Genomic DNA, 15,745 nt, shown 5'->3' with positions numbered 1-15,745 from the left:
GAGTTTTCACTGCCTCTGTTTTGCGTCTTAGGGTTGTGTATTGCGACATGTCACGCACCCTGAGCAAGACTCAGAACGAATACCAGTGAGTTTGAAGGCATGCTTCAAACTCAATAAATTTTATTAAAATCAATGCTTTTTGGAGTTTTCAATGGCTATCGAACGTACTTTTTCTATCGTAAAACCTGACGCAGTTGCAAAAAACGTAATTGGCGAAATCTACACTCGTTTTGAGCGTGCTGGTCTAAGCATCGTTGCATCTAAAATGATCCACATGAGCAAAGAGCAGGCAGAAGGTTTCTACGCAGAACACAAAGAGCGTCCTTTCTTTAATGACTTAGTAAGCTTCATGACTTCTGGTCCAGTAATGGTTCAGGCGTTAGAAGGCGAAAATGCAATCAAAGCTAACCGTGAAATCATGGGTGCAACTAACCCAGCTGAAGCTTTACGCGGTACTTTACGTGCAGACTTCGCTAACTCTATCGACGAAAATGCAGTTCACGGTTCTGACAGCCCAGAATCTGCTGCTCGCGAAATCGCTTACTTCTTCTCTGACGAAGAAGTGTGTGCGCGTACTCGCTAATTAGCTGATCGGCTATTCAGGCTGGTTCTCTGGCCTGAATAGCGCTAAAGACTTTTTCATATTGGTCGATATTCAAGTTGGATTTGTATAAAATTTGGCCATGTATGAATAAATGCTTATCCCCTCATTTTTATTCTTAACAACTCGCATTAATTAAGGTGAATGTAATGAGTAACGAAAAAGTGAATTTACTCAACCTGAATCGCGAAGGTCTTACCCAGTTTTTTGCTGAAATTGGTGAAAAGTCATTCCGCGCTACCCAAGTACTTAAGTGGATACATCAGTTTGGTGTTGACGACTTTGACGAAATGACCAATTTGAGCAAAGCACTGCGTACCAAGTTAAAGGAAACTGCTGTTGTTCAAGGGCCTGATGTGGTCTCTGAGCAGATCTCTGAAGACGGAACTATTAAGTGGGCTTTGAGTCTAAATGGCGGACAGGCCATCGAAGCCGTATTTATTCCAGAAAACAGCCGAGGTACTCTGTGTATCTCTTCTCAGGTAGGTTGTGCTTTGGACTGTAGTTTTTGTTCTACAGCGCAACAGGGTTTTAATCGAAACCTGTCGGTGGCAGAAATTATCGGTCAGTTGTGGTTTGCGGTGAAAAAGCTAGGCAATCAGCAAATGACCGGTGAACGTCGAGTATCTAACGTTGTGATGATGGGTATGGGCGAACCCTTACTCAACTTTGATAACGTATGTAATGCTCTGGATATGATGCTGGATGATTGTGCTTATGGCTTATCCAAGCGTCGAGTGACCATCAGTACATCTGGTGTGGTGCCTGCATTGAAGCGCCTGTCTGAGCGATTGGACGTGGCTTTAGCCTTGTCGTTGCACGCGGCTGACGATGACTTACGTGATATTTTGGTTCCGATTAATAAAAAGTATCCGCTAGATGTATTGCTGCCTGCGGTGAAAGATTATTTAGAGCATTCTAACGCTAGCAGCATGGTCACCATTGAATACGTAATGCTCAAAGGTGTGAACGATACACCAGAGCATGCGTTTGCATTAGCTAAGTTATTGAAAGATATCCCGAGTAAGGTAAACTTAATTCCGTTTAACCCATTCCCGGATACACAATACGAGACATCGACAGACAAAGTGATTGACGAGTTTACTCGCATTTTAACCAATAAAGGTTATATCGTGATTACTCGCCGTACCCGTGGGGATGATATCGATGCCGCATGCGGCCAATTGGTCGGTAAAGTGAATGATAAGACGAAGCGAAAAGAGCGTCGCACGATACCGGTCCAGCAAATAACAGCGTGAAGATAATGATACGATCGATTCAGTTAGTTCCATTGGCCTTGCTTGTTATCTTGGCAAGCGGGTGTCAAACCCAGTCTTCAACCAAAATATCTAACTTAGGTAGCGGCAGCCAAATTGTCGAGTCTAACTACGACAGAGAAAACGCAGCGAGTAAGCGCGTGTCTGCGGCTTTAGCTTACCTGCAAAGACAAGATCTAAAACGCGCAAAATACCATCTTGATAAAGCCCAACACCATAAAGAAGACTACGCACCACTGCATTATGCATTAGGGTTCTATTATCAATTGTCCAAAGATGTTGCGGCATCAAAAAAGCACTTTGTGAGATCACTAAGGTTGGACGATGATAATCCTGATTACATGAATGCCTATGCTCAATTGTTATGCTCTGTGGGGGATTATGAAAAAGCAGAGGATTATTTTTCGCAAGCGATAGATGTCCCTACATATAGCAACATCGCCGCGGCCTATTTAAACGCTGGTAATTGTGCTATGCGCCAAAAGAAAACCGAGCAAGCATCGCAGTATTACCGTAGAGCACTCAACATCAATGCCAAATTACCTGGGCCTTTGTTAGCGATGGCATCATTAGAGTTTGAGCTTAAGCGTTATAATCGAGTTAAGAGTTACTTGAAGCGCTATCGTGAGGTTGCACCTCACTCGCCTCAATCTTTATGGTTAGGACTGAGAACGGAACATCAATTGGGTGATAAAGATGCAGTGGCCAGTTATGCGTTGCAACTAGAAAAACTTTATCCTGATTCAGAAGAAACCGAAAAGTTTCTGGACACTAAAGATCAATGGCTATAACCGAAGCAGAACTTAATCATTCTACGGGCGAAATATTATCTCACGCCCGTCGCCAACAATCGATCGAACAGGACGATGTGGCGAAGCGTTTGTGTTTACCCTTACAGCGCATCAAGGAAATTGAATCCGAAAACTATGATGCTTCAATTTCTGCCGCATTTTATCGAGGTTATATTCGTTCTTACGCACAGCTACTTAAACTCAATGATGACGAAGTCATTAAGTTATTCAATAGCTCCGTCGATGAGAAAGCCGAATTAAAAACATTGAGTAACCTCGGGGCATACCGAACTCAACGTAAAGAACTTAATTCTAAGAATGCTGTTTTCAAATCCATTACTTATTTGATCGTCATTGCATTTATTGGTTTGGCTGTTTGGGGGATCAAAGATCGTTGGGCCGCCAAATCGAGTTCTGCTGCGACAACGGCATCCACAACCAATGTGCTGGCTCTTGATGTTGAAGACACTGGTTCGGCAAACATCGCCACAGAAGTGAGCGAATCTGCGACAGGAAGTATCAGCTTGTCCACAGAGGATGCCGCTACTGTTGTTACATCCGAACCTCCTCAACAGTCTGTCCCGCAACCTTCTGAGTCTGCTGTTGTTGATTCTCAAACAGCTGGTGCACAAGAGGTTGAGCCCGAAACTAATATCGCTCTAGAGCAATCTCAAACAGAACAGCTTCAAACGAGCAACTTTACAGAGACAACTGTTACAGAACCTGTTGTCACAGAAGCGACTCAAGCTCAGGATATATTACTAGTGACTGTATCGGGCGATTGCTGGCTCGAAATTTATGACAACACTGGTGAACGTTTAGCTGTCGGACTTAAAAAAAGTGGCAAAGTGATGTCGTTGCAAGGACAGGCGCCGTTTAAAGTAAAACTGGGTAATCCTTCTGTTGTTGGCATCCAGCTAAATAACGTAGCGTTTGATATGTCTTCTTTTGCGCCCGGCAAAACAGCGAATTTTGTAGTAGGAAAATAAATTATGAAAGGTGTTTCTTGGATTAAGCGTCGACAGTCACGCAAGATATGGGTCGGCAATGTTCCTATTGGTGGTGATGCACCTATCGCTGTGCAGAGCATGACAAACACTGAGACTTGCGATGTAGAAGCGACCCTTCATCAAATTAATCAACTGGCAGACGCTGGAGCCGATGTGGTTCGTGTTTCTGTCCCTACCATGGATGCTGCCGAAGCATTTAAGTTAATTAAGCAACGGGCTCCAGTTCCTCTTATTGCTGATATTCATTTCGACTATCGTATCGCCTTAAAAGTGGCCGAGTATGGTGTGGATTGTTTGCGTATTAACCCGGGTAATATTGGTAACGAGCAACGTGTTTCGGCCGTTATTGAGACGGCGCGAGATAAAAATATTCCTATCCGTATCGGTGTGAATGCGGGTTCTTTGGAAAAAGACTTACAGAAAAAATACGGTGAGCCTACGCCAGAAGCATTGGTTGAATCAGCACAGCGCCATATTGATATTTTAGATCGCCATAACTTCGATAATTATAAAATCAGTCTAAAAGCATCGGATGTTTTTATGACGGTTTCTGCTTATCGTATTTTGGCATCACAAATCGATCAGCCTCTGCATCTAGGGATCACCGAAGCCGGTGGTGCTCGCGCTGGTTCGGTTAAATCTGCTGTTGGTCTGGGAATGTTATTGGCAGAAGGTATCGGTGACACCATTCGTGTTTCGCTTGCTGCAGATCCTGTAGAAGAAGTTAAAGTTGGTTACGACATTCTAAAAAGCTTAGGCTTACGCCAACGCGGCATTAACTTTATCGCTTGTCCATCATGCTCTCGTCAGCAGTTTGATGTGATTAAAACGGTGAATGCTCTTGAAGGTCGACTAGAAGATGTTCGAGCGGCAATGGATGTGGCCATCATCGGCTGTGTGGTTAATGGGCCGGGTGAAGCAAAAGAAGCTGATATTGGTCTAACCGGAGGCGCAGGTGCCAGCCTAATGTACTCTGAAGGTGAGAAAGATCATAAGATCGATAATGAGCAATTAGTGGATGAATTAGAAAAGGAAATCCGTAGTCGAGTTGCTCAACGAGAAGCGGATATCGCTGAGAAGTCTCACGGTCAGGAAGTGATAGCAACTTCCTAAAAATTAAAGTCTTGATGTGTTTGTCTGTAAGGCGGTATTTGTTACCGCCTTATTTTTTTGTTCTGGGTTTTTAGTACTATCGGCCTTATGGAGTTCTATGGCCTGGCAAATTGCAATGGAAAAGAATTGATTCTGGGGTTCAATATGAAAATAAAATTAGAAGTTTTGGTTTCACTGACTGCGATGGTCACTGCTATTGCTGCTGTTGTTGTTGCTATTGTGCAAACTCAGGTTATGAGAGAAGAAGCAGAGCTAGAGCGTACTCATACCCGTCTTTCTGTTCGCCCTTTTATTGTTATTAACTCTCATACGGATACTACAAATTCCCAAGGTTCATTTTCTATCGAAATAAAAAATGAAGGATTAGGACCTGCAGTTATTGAAAGCTTTTTGCTAGAGCTTGAAAAAAAGAAAATTTCTGGTTGGCGAGCACTGGTGGATGCAGCAAAAAAGAATGAAAAAAATAATCAACTATCGTTAAAAATATCCGAGTCAACGATCAATAAAGGAATGCTTCTTCCTGCTGGCGGTCATCGCCAATTTCTTAGGTTAGAAGCCGATGTAGAATTTATTAAAAGAGTCAAAAATGTTGGTGATAAGGCTTTATTATCATTGTGCTATTGTTCATTGTACGAGGAATGTTGGGCGATCACGAGTGAAATGGAACGCCCCGATAGAGTCATGAGTTGTGAGCAATAAATAATAAGGTTACCAATTTTCTCTAAAATCTTTGGCCCAATATTTCTGAGGTAGTGTCATTGCATAATAGGGCTCTTGAGGTGAAACTAAGATAGGAAGCAAACCTCGGCGTAGATAACCTTGAGGCAAATGTTTTCTACAAATCATGATGGATGATTCTCTCAGCTTAAGACCAGAAGACAGTTCATCTGGAATTTTTAGGCCGAAAGTACGAGACACTTCACTAGTTAGCATGGCTGCTATTTTAGCCTTCTCCGGATCATCTGGTGTGGTATTTTTAAGTTCATACAGAGTGTGGGCGACAGTTTTAAGCGTTTCAAATTGAACACTTATATTTGGCTCTGGACAATAAACAATGCTCGCAGGACAGTCATGGTCGTCATTGGGAGTAAAAAGTAGCTGATTGGCCTGAACAATGTGTCCCCAGACAATATTTCCACGGCTGATTAGTTTTCCTTGGTTTTGGAAAAACTGGTAGAGATTATCACTGGATGTGCACCAGTTTGGACGGGGGATTTTTAAAGTAAATTGCTTTTTAAGTCGTAACAAAAAATTATTGTGATCAGAAAAATAGTTTTTCCGGCATTGATCAATGTAATTATCAAAATGGCTCATAATGCACTCTTATATAAACTTTCCATACTTTATTTGGGTAAAACTCCTTTTTACCTTAAGATTTAAGTCAAATTGTAAAACAAAAATGAAAGTGCTTAAATAGCTTTATCGAGTAGATGAGCATGTTGCTCTACTTATTTGAAAACTGGAGTTGATCATCATGTTGTATTTCGCCTATGGCTCTAATATGTCACTAAGACGGATAGCTGCAAGAATTCCTTCTGTAAAAAAGGTTGGAGTAGCAACATTAAAAGGTTATCGATTAGCTTTTCATAAGAAAGGTAAAGATGGTTCGGCCAAGTGCGACGTTATTCAAACTGGTGAGAGCAATGCTTCTGTACTCGGTGTGCTTTATGATATCTGTACGAAAGACAAAAGTATCCTGGATGAAATTGAAGGGGTTGGCAAAGGATATGAATTAAAAGAAGTTTTTGTCTTTAATGATAAAGGTGAGGAAAAGAATGCTTTTCTTTATGTTGCATCTGTTATTGATTCTACAATGCTTCCATACAACTGGTACAAGGAGCATGTGCTTAGAGGAGCAAAAGAAAATAAACTCCCATCAAATTACATTCGTGAAATTGAGGCCGTTAATTCAATCAAAGACCCCAACTTAGAACGCCATCAAAAAGAAATGGGAATTTATTCTCCCTGAAAGCTGATTTTTACCATTCTTCGGCACCCGTTGTGGAGTCACAATAAACGCTGACAGGATTCATTGGATTGCAAGGGCTGTTCGCTTCGCTTTCTGGGCTGGGCTGCTGAACTCCGTAAAGAAGATGCACAGCCAGGATATCCAAATCACTGACTGATGGCTGATGCCCGATAGTACTCTGATACTGAGGTAATAAGGTGGTAATCGTGTCGTATGAATTATCACGAGCAAATGCGTTTCGGCTAAGGTGAGTAATAGAATCATAGTCGTAGGGCAGGCTAAGATCATTGATACCCAGTGTTTTATCGAACAGAGATTCCATACCGGGTGCTAGGTTTGCAAAGTTTATGCTTACATGACTATCTCTGTTAGCTCTTTGGTTCTCATGGTGAAAGCCTAAAGTATGCATGATTTCGTGCTGAATAACTGGAGTAGTTACACAGCTACGAGTGATGCCGGATTCCAGATTTAAAGTCGTGACGCCATTTTGCTTTCCTACAAAGCTATAGCAGCCTTCGTAATTATTGGTTATCGATACGTAGTCGTTATGAATGGTAGGGTTATAAGATTTAAATTGGATAGATATTTTTGACTGTAAATCCTCCAGTGAGTCTTCAATTGTCTGTAAGTCCGTAGAGCTAAAACTGCCATCAATTTTATAGGGCACAATAATAACATCATAACCATTGTGCCTTTCTACAGGCCACAAATGGTTTTGGATATTGTTCATTACCGCACTCGAACTAAAAGCGCTGCTGGAAAGTACTGCAAAAACAAAGCAGAGCGAAGTTTTAAATAGATTATTCATAAATATTTCCTGATTTTATGAGCAAGGTAAGAAGAAACCGATTAATCATGAGATTATATTTACTTGGTTTTGTATGGGTTCCTTCCGTAATGTAGAAAAGTAGTTTAATGGATTATCTCTTAATAGGTATGATTATTCGAAAATAAATCTCCAATAAAGATTTGTTTTCTCGTTTAGGACTTTCTATACAACACTTTTCATTCATACACATCCTTACAAATTTCTCGTTTGCCTTGGTGTATTCTTCATTAATCGGAATAGGCACTTTCTTGTGCTTTAAGTTTAAGACAACCCAGCTTTAATCGTTCGAAAAATAAAAATCAAATAGGAGAGCTCGATGAAAAGTGATGTTAAGAAACTCATGCTTGTTGGTGCATTAGCTGGAATAGCTACTCATACCTTTGCTGATTCTATTGGAGAATATGATTCTGCAAATTGGGTCGCTCAGGTTTATCAGGGACGTGGGCACACTACTTTAAGACAGATGGTAATTCCTGGAACCCATGATTCAGGAACATACAATATGAATTCTTCTTCCGACCTAGCTCCAGATGCTAATGCTATTTATGCTGCGGCAAAAGGTGTCGTAGCTGACTGGGGAAGGACGCAAAGCTACGACATCTATACTATGTTGCAAAAGGGAATTCGTCATTTTGATCTAAGAATACTTCGCAAAGACAATGAGTTTGTGATCGTTCATGGACTTGTCGGCATGAAAGTGAGAGATGTTCTGGCACAAGTTCAACAGTTTGCCAATGAACATCCTAAAGAGCCTATTATTCTTGAGGTCGATAAAACGCCAAGCGCTAGTGACATGCCTGCGTTGTTAGATATGTTTGACGAATATCTTGCAACCAGAAAGCCTGATACCAATATTCGCGCGGCACACTTAACACTCAATGATTTATGGAAAGAGGATCCTGTTGACGGTGTGAATAATAATGTTGTAGTGATGTGGGGTTCGAGCAGCTCGCAAGGAGAAGCGCGTGGTTATTATGGCGCGTCACAGAAGGAAGGTACCTGGGCCGATACTGAGAACTCGACGGACTTGCATAATCGACTATTGAATGGTTGGGTTCGTAATGGCCGAGTTTACAAGGGATTGAAAAATGCGTCTCAAGATAAAATAGTTTCTAGCTCCTTTACTTTCACTCCACAAACCTCAACCATTATTGAAGATGTTTTTAATGTATTCAGCTCCGGCAGCATTTTAAAATGGACACAAGATTGGATGCGTCCTTACCTTGGAGAATGGGTTCCTGGTTGGGTGGAACAAGGCTATCGACCTAATATTATGACGGCTGATTTTTTTGAATATACAGCCATGATTCCTTTGGCGGTAAAATTAAATACCATTGAACCTGCTCAGCCCACACAATCATTGATTGTTGCTAGAGCGCCAGGTGTTGATAAGATTTGGGGCGATCATGGTTCTGGTGCAGATCGAGATGGTGCCATTTGGCGACCCAGAACAGCTAATGGTTATTATCCTTTGGGTGATATACCTACAGGCTCTCATCATTTCGATCATAATGTGCAGCTGTATTTAGTCAAAGGCGATCAAATAGGTGTTACCAAACCACTCGGATATAACTGGGTCTGGAATGACAGAGGAACGGGAGCGGATACTGATGCTAGCATCTGGCGACCTATTGCACCCAACGGGTATGTTTGCTTAGGAGACGTTGCTACTACGAATCATGGGTTAGCGCCCTCAACGGACTTGATTCGTTGCGTTCATAAAAGTTATGTAACGGCTTCGCCATATCAGAACTTTAAATGGAATGATGCAGGTTCGGGTGGCAAGTATGATGTATCGTTATGGGATGGCCACAACCCTGATGGTAGTACACTCAATATTGGTTCGATGAGAGCAAATCGAAGCCATTCACAACCCAGTAAAAACTTATTTCAACTAATAAAAAGAAAAAGCATTGAGGATATTGGCTTGTAAACTTTAACTAAAGCAGTGGATAGGCTATCCACTGCTTTAATTTTATTGTTCCCAATAAAACTAATGTTTTTATAATATTAATGCATGTTGCGATTCTCTATTGTATCGCAGATTTAATTCCCTTGCTTTTCCTATTCTAAAAAGTTTGATAATGAGCCTGCTACCTTACTGGCTTCTATTTTTGAGGATGCTTTTAATTCTAGTCAGACAAAGAAAAAAAGACAGAGTATGTCCTCAGACTTCAAGTTGTTAGCGAGAAGCCTGGTGATGGTAGACTATTTTGAGGACGACGTTTTGACCGTTTCTTTAGGTAGAATAGTGCCTTTCAGCATAGGCTTTTCTTTCAATATTTTTTCCATTTCTGGAATGTTCTTTTCTGACAAAGCTGACTTAAGAGTTTCTGAGTTGGTTTTCATTCGTTCCAGTCTAGCGTTGTTCTCTCTTGCTGGAAACACTTTTAATTCGTCAAGATGTTGCTGACCATTGCCTTCTTTATCCAGTTTATTGAGAGCTTCTAAATTTGATTGAACGAACCCTAGAGCGCCTCGCTTATAAATATGCAAGTCGGGCTCTTTGTATTCTATTCCGGCATGGCCTTCAGCACATACTATATAGTCTTTGTCGGCCATCACTACGGTAACCGCATGATATTTACACCCAGTCGGGTTTTTTCCTTTATACATACAGACCATTTTGTCTCCCGGTTGCAATTTAATCTCTGCTAACTTCCGTTCAGTGCTTTCATTTAAGTTTGAAAGGGTTTGTATTTGGGAACTCGGTGAAGGGGCAATATTTTCATTGCGCATTAACTGCTGCAGTATCGTTGCAACATTACCACAGTCATTTTTCATAACCAGCGACTGTTGAGCATAACGTGTAATATTCTTTTTCGAGGGCAGTTTTTTAATTTGTGGATCAAGTACTTCTTCAGATGTTTTCTCCAAGTTTTTCTGGGCCGACTTTTCTTGAGAAGATGACATTAACTTTGGAAAGAAGCTTTTTTCATCGTATTTTTTCGCTTGTGAGCTGTTGTGCTCTATTTCCTGAATTTCTTTTTTAGGAAATAGTTGTGCATTGAATCGGTAAGCCTTAAAAATATCACCATGTTCATCTTTCACAAATCCTTTTGTAATAATTGACTGTGGTCGTGGTGATAGCTTGTGTGAATCATTGTCTTTTAGTGAAGAAATGGAATCTAGAGCCTCATCTGGAGCCTCGCTATCATATAGAACATAAAGAGTATTGTGTTCATCGTTTATTACTACTTTTCCGTCAGGGCTTGAGTTTTTAAATTCATCCATTTTCACGACTTCGAGCTCTTGTAGCACTGGAGCGGGTTGTATCTTCAGTTTTAAAGTAAGGCTTTTCGAAGCTGGTTCTGTAAGTTTTGAAGTCAAAGCCTTTGAGCTTGAAGGAGAAGAGGTAGGTATTTTCCTTTGTGTTTCTATGGGTTTTAACTTAAGTCTTTGACTTTCCTTTGTTTTATTTGATGTTTCTTTGCTCGTATGAGGTTTCGGGGAAGTATTTATTTGGGTCGAATTGGTGATACTAGTTTGCATGGATGCCTCCTTTTTAAGTTTCACTTTTGATGACGGAGCTCCTTAAGGTTTCAGTAATAAAAAGTTGAAATAGATTCACTTATTTAGCAGTTACTTCCAATTTCCTCTTATTGGTAATGTAACATTCACCTAAAAAGGTAGTTGTAACTCTGGTGTTAAGAATGAGAGCTAAAAGGATGTTAGTTAAACGAATGGAAGCTAAGTTAGTAACTCATATAGGACTAAGGTGGACTACTCGTTATGTGATTTTTCTCAAGCTGTGTCATTTAGCTGAGCGCAACTACGCTGAAGGAATCCATCGGTTGTGAAGTAAATGATGCCTGAATGGGAAGCAACTAAAGAGAGACTGGATGATTTATCGACTCTTCTATTCAGGCATTAGCAAGCGCTTTAACCTTTCAGTCAAAAGGCGAAAGAAGTAAAAAGGTTGCAGTTCTTATAACTCTAGGTTGTGTCGTTGGCAGTCCAATAGCTTAGAACGCTTAAGGACTGCTCTAAGTTTGTATTAAGTTGAGTTAGAATGTATCGATTTGACAGCCTTGTTCAAAGGTTTTTTCTATCGGTAAACCTTTGTCTAGATATAGGACGATAGTTGAATCATCAATGGCCTCCACATTTATATCTTTTTCGTCTAGTGCTTTCATGTATTCAGAACAAGACTCGATATTAGATAACGAAGATATTTCCACCAAGCTAATAAGTGCTTGCTCGATACGATCAACTTCTAAATTATCTGTACTTTGAGCATTTAAGGACAACAAATTTTGCCTCATTTGGCTGTTGCCTTCACCAACTATCTCTAGTTTTGGAGTTTGGTTGTTGTCCTTATCTACTATTTCTAGCTCTGAAGTTTGAACCTTTGTCGTCGAGCAGCTGCTTAAGAAAGCTATAGTCGTAATCATGAAGACTGCATTCTGTAGTTTATTCAGAATCATTCATTTGTCCTATTGGTTATGTTGGTTACTAAAATAATTAAGAAATTAAATAAAAGTTAATAAGGGCTTAGCTTAATCAAATTGATCAATTGCATCCTATCTGCACCTAGCTAATGCCACCTTTATTGCCCTGTAACGGGTTGATAATTCAAATAAATATGCAGCAAAGCTGCTGACTTTAGTCGTTCCCTTGATTAAAGTCTGTTCAAAAAACAGGCAGGATTCTAACGAATGTTGAATTCTAATGCAAAGCTTTTTGCTTTAGGGTTAACCGAAGGACAAGATATCCATCGATAGACATCATAACACTTTAAAAAATCATCCGACTCAACTATATTTATCTCTCAACTTTCAATAACTTATTGCGTAGTTGTCCTTGTGTGAGGTTTTCACCTGAATGTGGTCTAAAACATCTAAAAATAACTGCTTCTTGGCAACTTTTGTCGTCTTTTCTGGATACTCTGTAGGCGCAGAGAAACAGACTGACGATGATATCTATTCAATGACCATGGAAGAGTTGTTGGGGGTTAAGGTTTCTACAGCGACTAAAAATGAGCAATCTATTGCAGAAGCGCCATCAATCATTAGCGTTTTAAGTGCTCAAGAAATTAAAGAAGCTGGTATTACCACTTTGTTTGATGCGTTGCGGTTGATCCCAGGATTCTCACCGCTCAACCAGCTAAAAGGCGATCAACTGATGGTTGTTCGCGGTATTGGTCTCAGAGATGGGGTACTTGTCTTAATCGATGGAGTGCCCGTTAATGATGCGTTAGAAGGGCGTTTTGACTTTTATTCTCGCACCCTCGATGATATTGAGCGTATTGAAGTGATTCGAGGGCCAGGCTCCGCGCTGTACGGAAGTTATGCGGTTTCATCTGTTATCCAGTTATTTACAAAAAAGCCTGGCAGTCAAAAAGAGCGTATTGAGCTTAAAGTCGGTGCCGGTTCTTTTGATGAAAAGCAGTTTAAGGTCAGTTTTAATGATGAAGTCACTTCTCTTAGCCCTGATTTGAAGGTAAGCGTGAGTTTTAGCTACTTTGACAATAAGGGCGATGAGCTGCCTATTGTACAGGATGCTATTTTTACGCCAGTTCCTGGTCGCTTTTTACCTCCGCTATTGAATCCCACATTAACGCCGACCATCAGGCAGGCAGAAACCGAAAAGTACAACGGTCATGTTAATCTGAGTTATAAAGATTTCTCGTTAGGTTTTGTTCATAGTCAGATTATTAGCAATCCTATTCTGAGTCATTTGGGGATAGTGACAGAGCCTGGAAAAACGATTCGAGAATCAACGCAGGATGTTTTTTCTTTGACCCACCATTGGCGTGATCTAGCCAGTTGGGAAGTCACTAGTAAATTCTACGCTGTATTAAATGAGTCTAAGCTCTTTGGTCAGAGCCAACCTCCACAAATTCGTGGCGATGAAGATCAGGACGGGCTAAATGAAAATTTTCCTTCGGGCATTATTGAGAACTTTCAACACAAAACACAAAGTTTGGGTATTGATATTGCTGCAACTTACGAGTTTTCTGAAAGTCATCAATGGTTGATTGGTGCAACCTTTGATTCTACGGAGTTAAAGGAAGTGCACAAAACGGCGAATGTTTCATTGGCTGGACGTGGACCTATCGAGATCTTTCCTGCTCGTGATATGACTTCTGAATTTATGCCGCAAGACATTAAGCGAGACTTTAACGCGCTCTACTTGCAAGATAGTTGGCAGGTTAACAATAAAGTGCAGGTGACTACGGGGATTCGGTTTGGTGATTACAGTGATTTTGGTAGTACTCTGAACCCGAGACTCGGTATTGTCTATCGAGTGACGGATGCTGTTTACAGTAAGCTTCTGTATGGCCAAGCTTTCAAGCCTCCTGCATTCTCTCAGCTATTTGATGCGACGCCGACATTAAGTGCGAACCGTCGTCGTGGAAATGCTAATTTACAGCCCACAGAAATTAATAGTATTGAATGGCAAGTTGGGTACGAGTTCTCGTCAACGATGGTCTCGTCATTAACGTTTTTTAATAATGAAACCAGCAATGAAATATTCTTTAATGCAACATCGGGTATTGAGCAATGGCAGAATGCTGGCGAAAGACGTTCTCGGGGTGCTGAGGTAGAGTTTCGGGGACAGTTTGCTGGGTTAGATTACGTAAACTTTAATTACTCGTATCAAAAAACGACCGGAGTGGATACCGGGGCTGGAGCTAATATTCATTCACCTCATCGATTCAATGCTTACGGAGCTTATGAGTTTAATGATTGGCAACAACTCGGTTTTGGTTTTTCATTTTACTCGTCGCCTGAGCGAGAAGAAGGGGATGATAGAGCGAAAGTTGGCTCTAAACGATTAGTTTATCTAAATCTTCAAAGCAAGAACGTTTTTACTCACGGGCTAGACTTTACATTAACAGTGTCAAATTTGTTAGATGATGATGGTCGTGATGAGATTGAGGCATCCATTGGATTGTTAGATGACATTCCAATCGAGGGCCGAAAAATTCAAGCGTTTTTGAGTTACACATTTGACTGAGGGGTAGCTAGTGAAAACTCGTGTAATTAACTATTTTTGTGCGTGCCTGGTCTTGTTTTGTCTGGGCAGCTGCCGCGATACGCAATTTGAAATTACCAACGAAGGCTCTTCATCGAGTGGTTCGACTCAGTTTGCTGATGTGGTTGGAACGGTCACTGACTCACAAGGGAATCCCATAGCTGGTGTTGCTGTTGTGACGATACCTTTTAATCGAGAAGTCACTTTAGATAGCAATGGTCGAAAAGTCATACAACAAGCAGTGACCGATGCTAATGGCCGCTATCAAATTGATGAGCTACCTCAAGGAACTTATAAACTATTGTTTCTTGCTAGTGGGTTTATAAAAGTTAGCGTACCAGTAGGGCCTGTAGACTTTGTTCCGGATAACTTAGTGAATGGACAAATCAACAAGGGAACCGTGTTGCAAGTTTTTCCTGCGCAGAACGATGGCGATTCGCCAGCCGTTGCTCTTTTTGATCCCGAAGATAAGCAACGCATGACCGAACTATTAACCGCTCATGGTATTCGTTATCAATCGATGATTGGACAAATGAACCAGCTTGATGCAAACAATTTTAACGTGTTGGTTATAGGTCTTGATGCGACGGTGTTTTCACCTTTTTCAGAGCTAGTTACCAATCAAGCTGTAATTGATAACTTCCTGGCTAATGGCGGTTCTATTTATATTGGTCAAATTAATGACTTTACGGTTGAAGCCACGCCGATTCCCTTTTTAATCGGCGATCAGCAGTTCGCACTGCACACAGAAGACGCGCCTTTTAATGACTTTGTATCCGGAAATATTGTGGATCCTAATCATCCTTTGGTGGCTGGTGTCTCTTTTACTGACTGGAGTTATATTGAAGCAGGACAGCAAACCGTTAAGCAAAATGTAGTGTTTGATGCGGCACTCAAGTCATCCATAGAAAACAGTCCTAACTGGAACATTGTCGTGACTACACCAGCAGAAGATTTTACCAGTGGTTCGGGAACGGTGTTGGCTGAGTCTGATGTGATCATTGCTGAGTACACAGATCCTAGAAGCAGTTCTAAGATTGTATTAAATCAAGCGGCCTACTATCAGTCGACCTTTGGTGACGTGACAGATGCCAACGGCATACGATTGACCAACAATGTGATCGCTTATATTAAATCTTTAAATCAATAGCCACTGTCTTATTAGCCCATTGCA

At 41.0% G+C, this 15,745-nt stretch carries 14 protein-coding genes; 10 read left to right on the top strand and 4 right to left on the bottom strand.

Features of this window, described 5'->3' with window-relative positions:
- The first annotated feature begins 151 nt into the window (after window positions 1-151).
- The 6 genes from ndk to NH399_RS10670 all read left to right on the top strand — a co-directional run bounded on the left by ndk (window position 152) and on the right by NH399_RS10670 (window position 5,491).
- On the top strand, window positions 152-583 hold the full coding sequence (gene ndk, locus NH399_RS10695; protein WP_253040220.1) for a nucleoside-diphosphate kinase: 432 nt from the start codon (window positions 152-154) through the stop codon (window positions 581-583).
- A 167-nt stretch (window positions 584-750) separates the two neighbouring features.
- Entirely contained in the window at window positions 751-1,860 is a 1,110-nt protein-coding gene (gene rlmN / locus NH399_RS10690; protein WP_253040219.1) for a 23S rRNA (adenine(2503)-C(2))-methyltransferase RlmN, read from the top strand.
- 5 nt (window positions 1,861-1,865) lie between these two features.
- Complete coding sequence (pilW, locus tag NH399_RS10685; RefSeq protein WP_253040217.1) at window positions 1,866-2,669, top strand: type IV pilus biogenesis/stability protein PilW; 804 nt, start codon at window positions 1,866-1,868, stop codon at window positions 2,667-2,669.
- On the top strand, window positions 2,660-3,658 hold the full coding sequence (locus NH399_RS10680; protein ID WP_253040207.1) for a RodZ domain-containing protein: 999 nt from the start codon (window positions 2,660-2,662) through the stop codon (window positions 3,656-3,658). The genes pilW and NH399_RS10680 overlap by 10 nt, the downstream gene beginning before the upstream one ends.
- A gap of 3 nt (window positions 3,659-3,661) precedes the next feature.
- The gene (gene ispG / locus NH399_RS10675) at window positions 3,662-4,792 is read left to right on the top strand and encodes a flavodoxin-dependent (E)-4-hydroxy-3-methylbut-2-enyl-diphosphate synthase (RefSeq protein ID WP_253040205.1); all 1,131 of its coding nucleotides are present in this window, start codon (window positions 3,662-3,664) and stop codon (window positions 4,790-4,792) included.
- Window positions 4,793-4,936: 144 nt separating this feature from the next.
- The gene (locus tag NH399_RS10670) at window positions 4,937-5,491 is read left to right on the top strand and encodes a hypothetical protein (RefSeq protein ID WP_253040197.1); all 555 of its coding nucleotides are present in this window, start codon (window positions 4,937-4,939) and stop codon (window positions 5,489-5,491) included.
- A 9-nt stretch (window positions 5,492-5,500) separates the two neighbouring features.
- Here NH399_RS10670 and NH399_RS10665 read toward each other — a convergent pair whose 3' ends face one another.
- Complete coding sequence (locus NH399_RS10665) at window positions 5,501-6,106, bottom strand: hypothetical protein (protein WP_253040196.1); 606 nt, start codon at window positions 6,104-6,106, stop codon at window positions 5,501-5,503.
- Between the two features lie 160 nt (window positions 6,107-6,266).
- Between NH399_RS10665 and NH399_RS10660 the strand changes: the two genes are divergently transcribed.
- On the top strand, window positions 6,267-6,761 hold the full coding sequence (locus tag NH399_RS10660) for a gamma-glutamylcyclotransferase family protein (protein ID WP_253040194.1): 495 nt from the start codon (window positions 6,267-6,269) through the stop codon (window positions 6,759-6,761).
- Window positions 6,762-6,771: 10 nt separating this feature from the next.
- Here the strand turns inward: NH399_RS10660 and NH399_RS10655 are convergent, their stop codons facing one another.
- Window positions 6,772-7,569, bottom strand: a complete 798-nt coding sequence (locus tag NH399_RS10655; protein ID WP_253040192.1) for a M12 family metallopeptidase — start codon at window positions 7,567-7,569, stop codon at window positions 6,772-6,774.
- A gap of 337 nt (window positions 7,570-7,906) precedes the next feature.
- Here NH399_RS10655 and NH399_RS10650 point away from each other — a divergent pair, with 337 nt between their 5' ends.
- Complete coding sequence (locus tag NH399_RS10650; RefSeq protein WP_253040190.1) at window positions 7,907-9,523, top strand: phosphatidylinositol-specific phospholipase C domain-containing protein; 1,617 nt, start codon at window positions 7,907-7,909, stop codon at window positions 9,521-9,523.
- Window positions 9,524-9,798: 275 nt separating this feature from the next.
- Here NH399_RS10650 and NH399_RS10645 read toward each other — a convergent pair whose 3' ends face one another.
- Complete coding sequence (locus NH399_RS10645; RefSeq protein ID WP_253040188.1) at window positions 9,799-11,082, bottom strand: hypothetical protein; 1,284 nt, start codon at window positions 11,080-11,082, stop codon at window positions 9,799-9,801.
- Between the two features lie 515 nt (window positions 11,083-11,597).
- A complete protein-coding gene (locus NH399_RS10640; protein WP_253040187.1) occupies window positions 11,598-12,017 on the bottom strand; it encodes a hypothetical protein in 420 nt (139 codons plus the stop codon).
- Window positions 12,018-12,414: 397 nt separating this feature from the next.
- Between NH399_RS10640 and NH399_RS10635 the strand changes: the two genes are divergently transcribed.
- Complete coding sequence (locus NH399_RS10635; protein ID WP_253040186.1) at window positions 12,415-14,553, top strand: TonB-dependent siderophore receptor; 2,139 nt, start codon at window positions 12,415-12,417, stop codon at window positions 14,551-14,553.
- A gap of 10 nt (window positions 14,554-14,563) precedes the next feature.
- Window positions 14,564-15,721: a carboxypeptidase regulatory-like domain-containing protein gene (locus NH399_RS10630; RefSeq protein WP_253040184.1), complete on the top strand. Its 1,158-nt coding sequence runs from the start codon at window positions 14,564-14,566 to the stop codon at window positions 15,719-15,721.
- Window positions 15,722-15,745: the final 24 nt, after the last annotated feature.

It is taken from the genome of Pleionea sp. CnH1-48, assembly GCF_024124665.1.
Lineage (GTDB): Bacteria > Pseudomonadota > Gammaproteobacteria > Enterobacterales > Kangiellaceae > JAMXSB01.
The sequence above is the reverse complement of the archived record's forward strand: the minus strand, read 5'-3'. Positions and strand labels throughout refer to the sequence as shown.

Coding starts and splice junctions, on each gene's coding strand:
- NH399_RS10670 (WP_253040197.1), top strand. CDS start 4,937: ATGAAAATAAAATTAGAAGTTTTGGTTTCACTGACTGCGATGGTCACT.
- NH399_RS10635 (WP_253040186.1), top strand. CDS start 12,415: ATGTGGTCTAAAACATCTAAAAATAACTGCTTCTTGGCAACTTTTGTC.
- NH399_RS10655 (WP_253040192.1), bottom strand. CDS start 7,569: ATGAATAATCTATTTAAAACTTCGCTCTGCTTTGTTTTTGCAGTACTT.
- NH399_RS10645 (WP_253040188.1), bottom strand. CDS start 11,082: ATGCAAACTAGTATCACCAATTCGACCCAAATAAATACTTCCCCGAAA.
- NH399_RS10660 (WP_253040194.1), top strand. CDS start 6,267: ATGTTGTATTTCGCCTATGGCTCTAATATGTCACTAAGACGGATAGCT.
- NH399_RS10680 (WP_253040207.1), top strand. CDS start 2,660: ATGGCTATAACCGAAGCAGAACTTAATCATTCTACGGGCGAAATATTA.
- ispG (WP_253040205.1), top strand. CDS start 3,662: ATGAAAGGTGTTTCTTGGATTAAGCGTCGACAGTCACGCAAGATATGG.
- ndk (WP_253040220.1), top strand. CDS start 152: ATGGCTATCGAACGTACTTTTTCTATCGTAAAACCTGACGCAGTTGCA.
- pilW (WP_253040217.1), top strand. CDS start 1,866: ATGATACGATCGATTCAGTTAGTTCCATTGGCCTTGCTTGTTATCTTG.
- NH399_RS10640 (WP_253040187.1), bottom strand. CDS start 12,017: ATGATTCTGAATAAACTACAGAATGCAGTCTTCATGATTACGACTATA.
- NH399_RS10650 (WP_253040190.1), top strand. CDS start 7,907: ATGAAAAGTGATGTTAAGAAACTCATGCTTGTTGGTGCATTAGCTGGA.
- NH399_RS10665 (WP_253040196.1), bottom strand. CDS start 6,106: ATGAGCCATTTTGATAATTACATTGATCAATGCCGGAAAAACTATTTT.
- rlmN (WP_253040219.1), top strand. CDS start 751: ATGAGTAACGAAAAAGTGAATTTACTCAACCTGAATCGCGAAGGTCTT.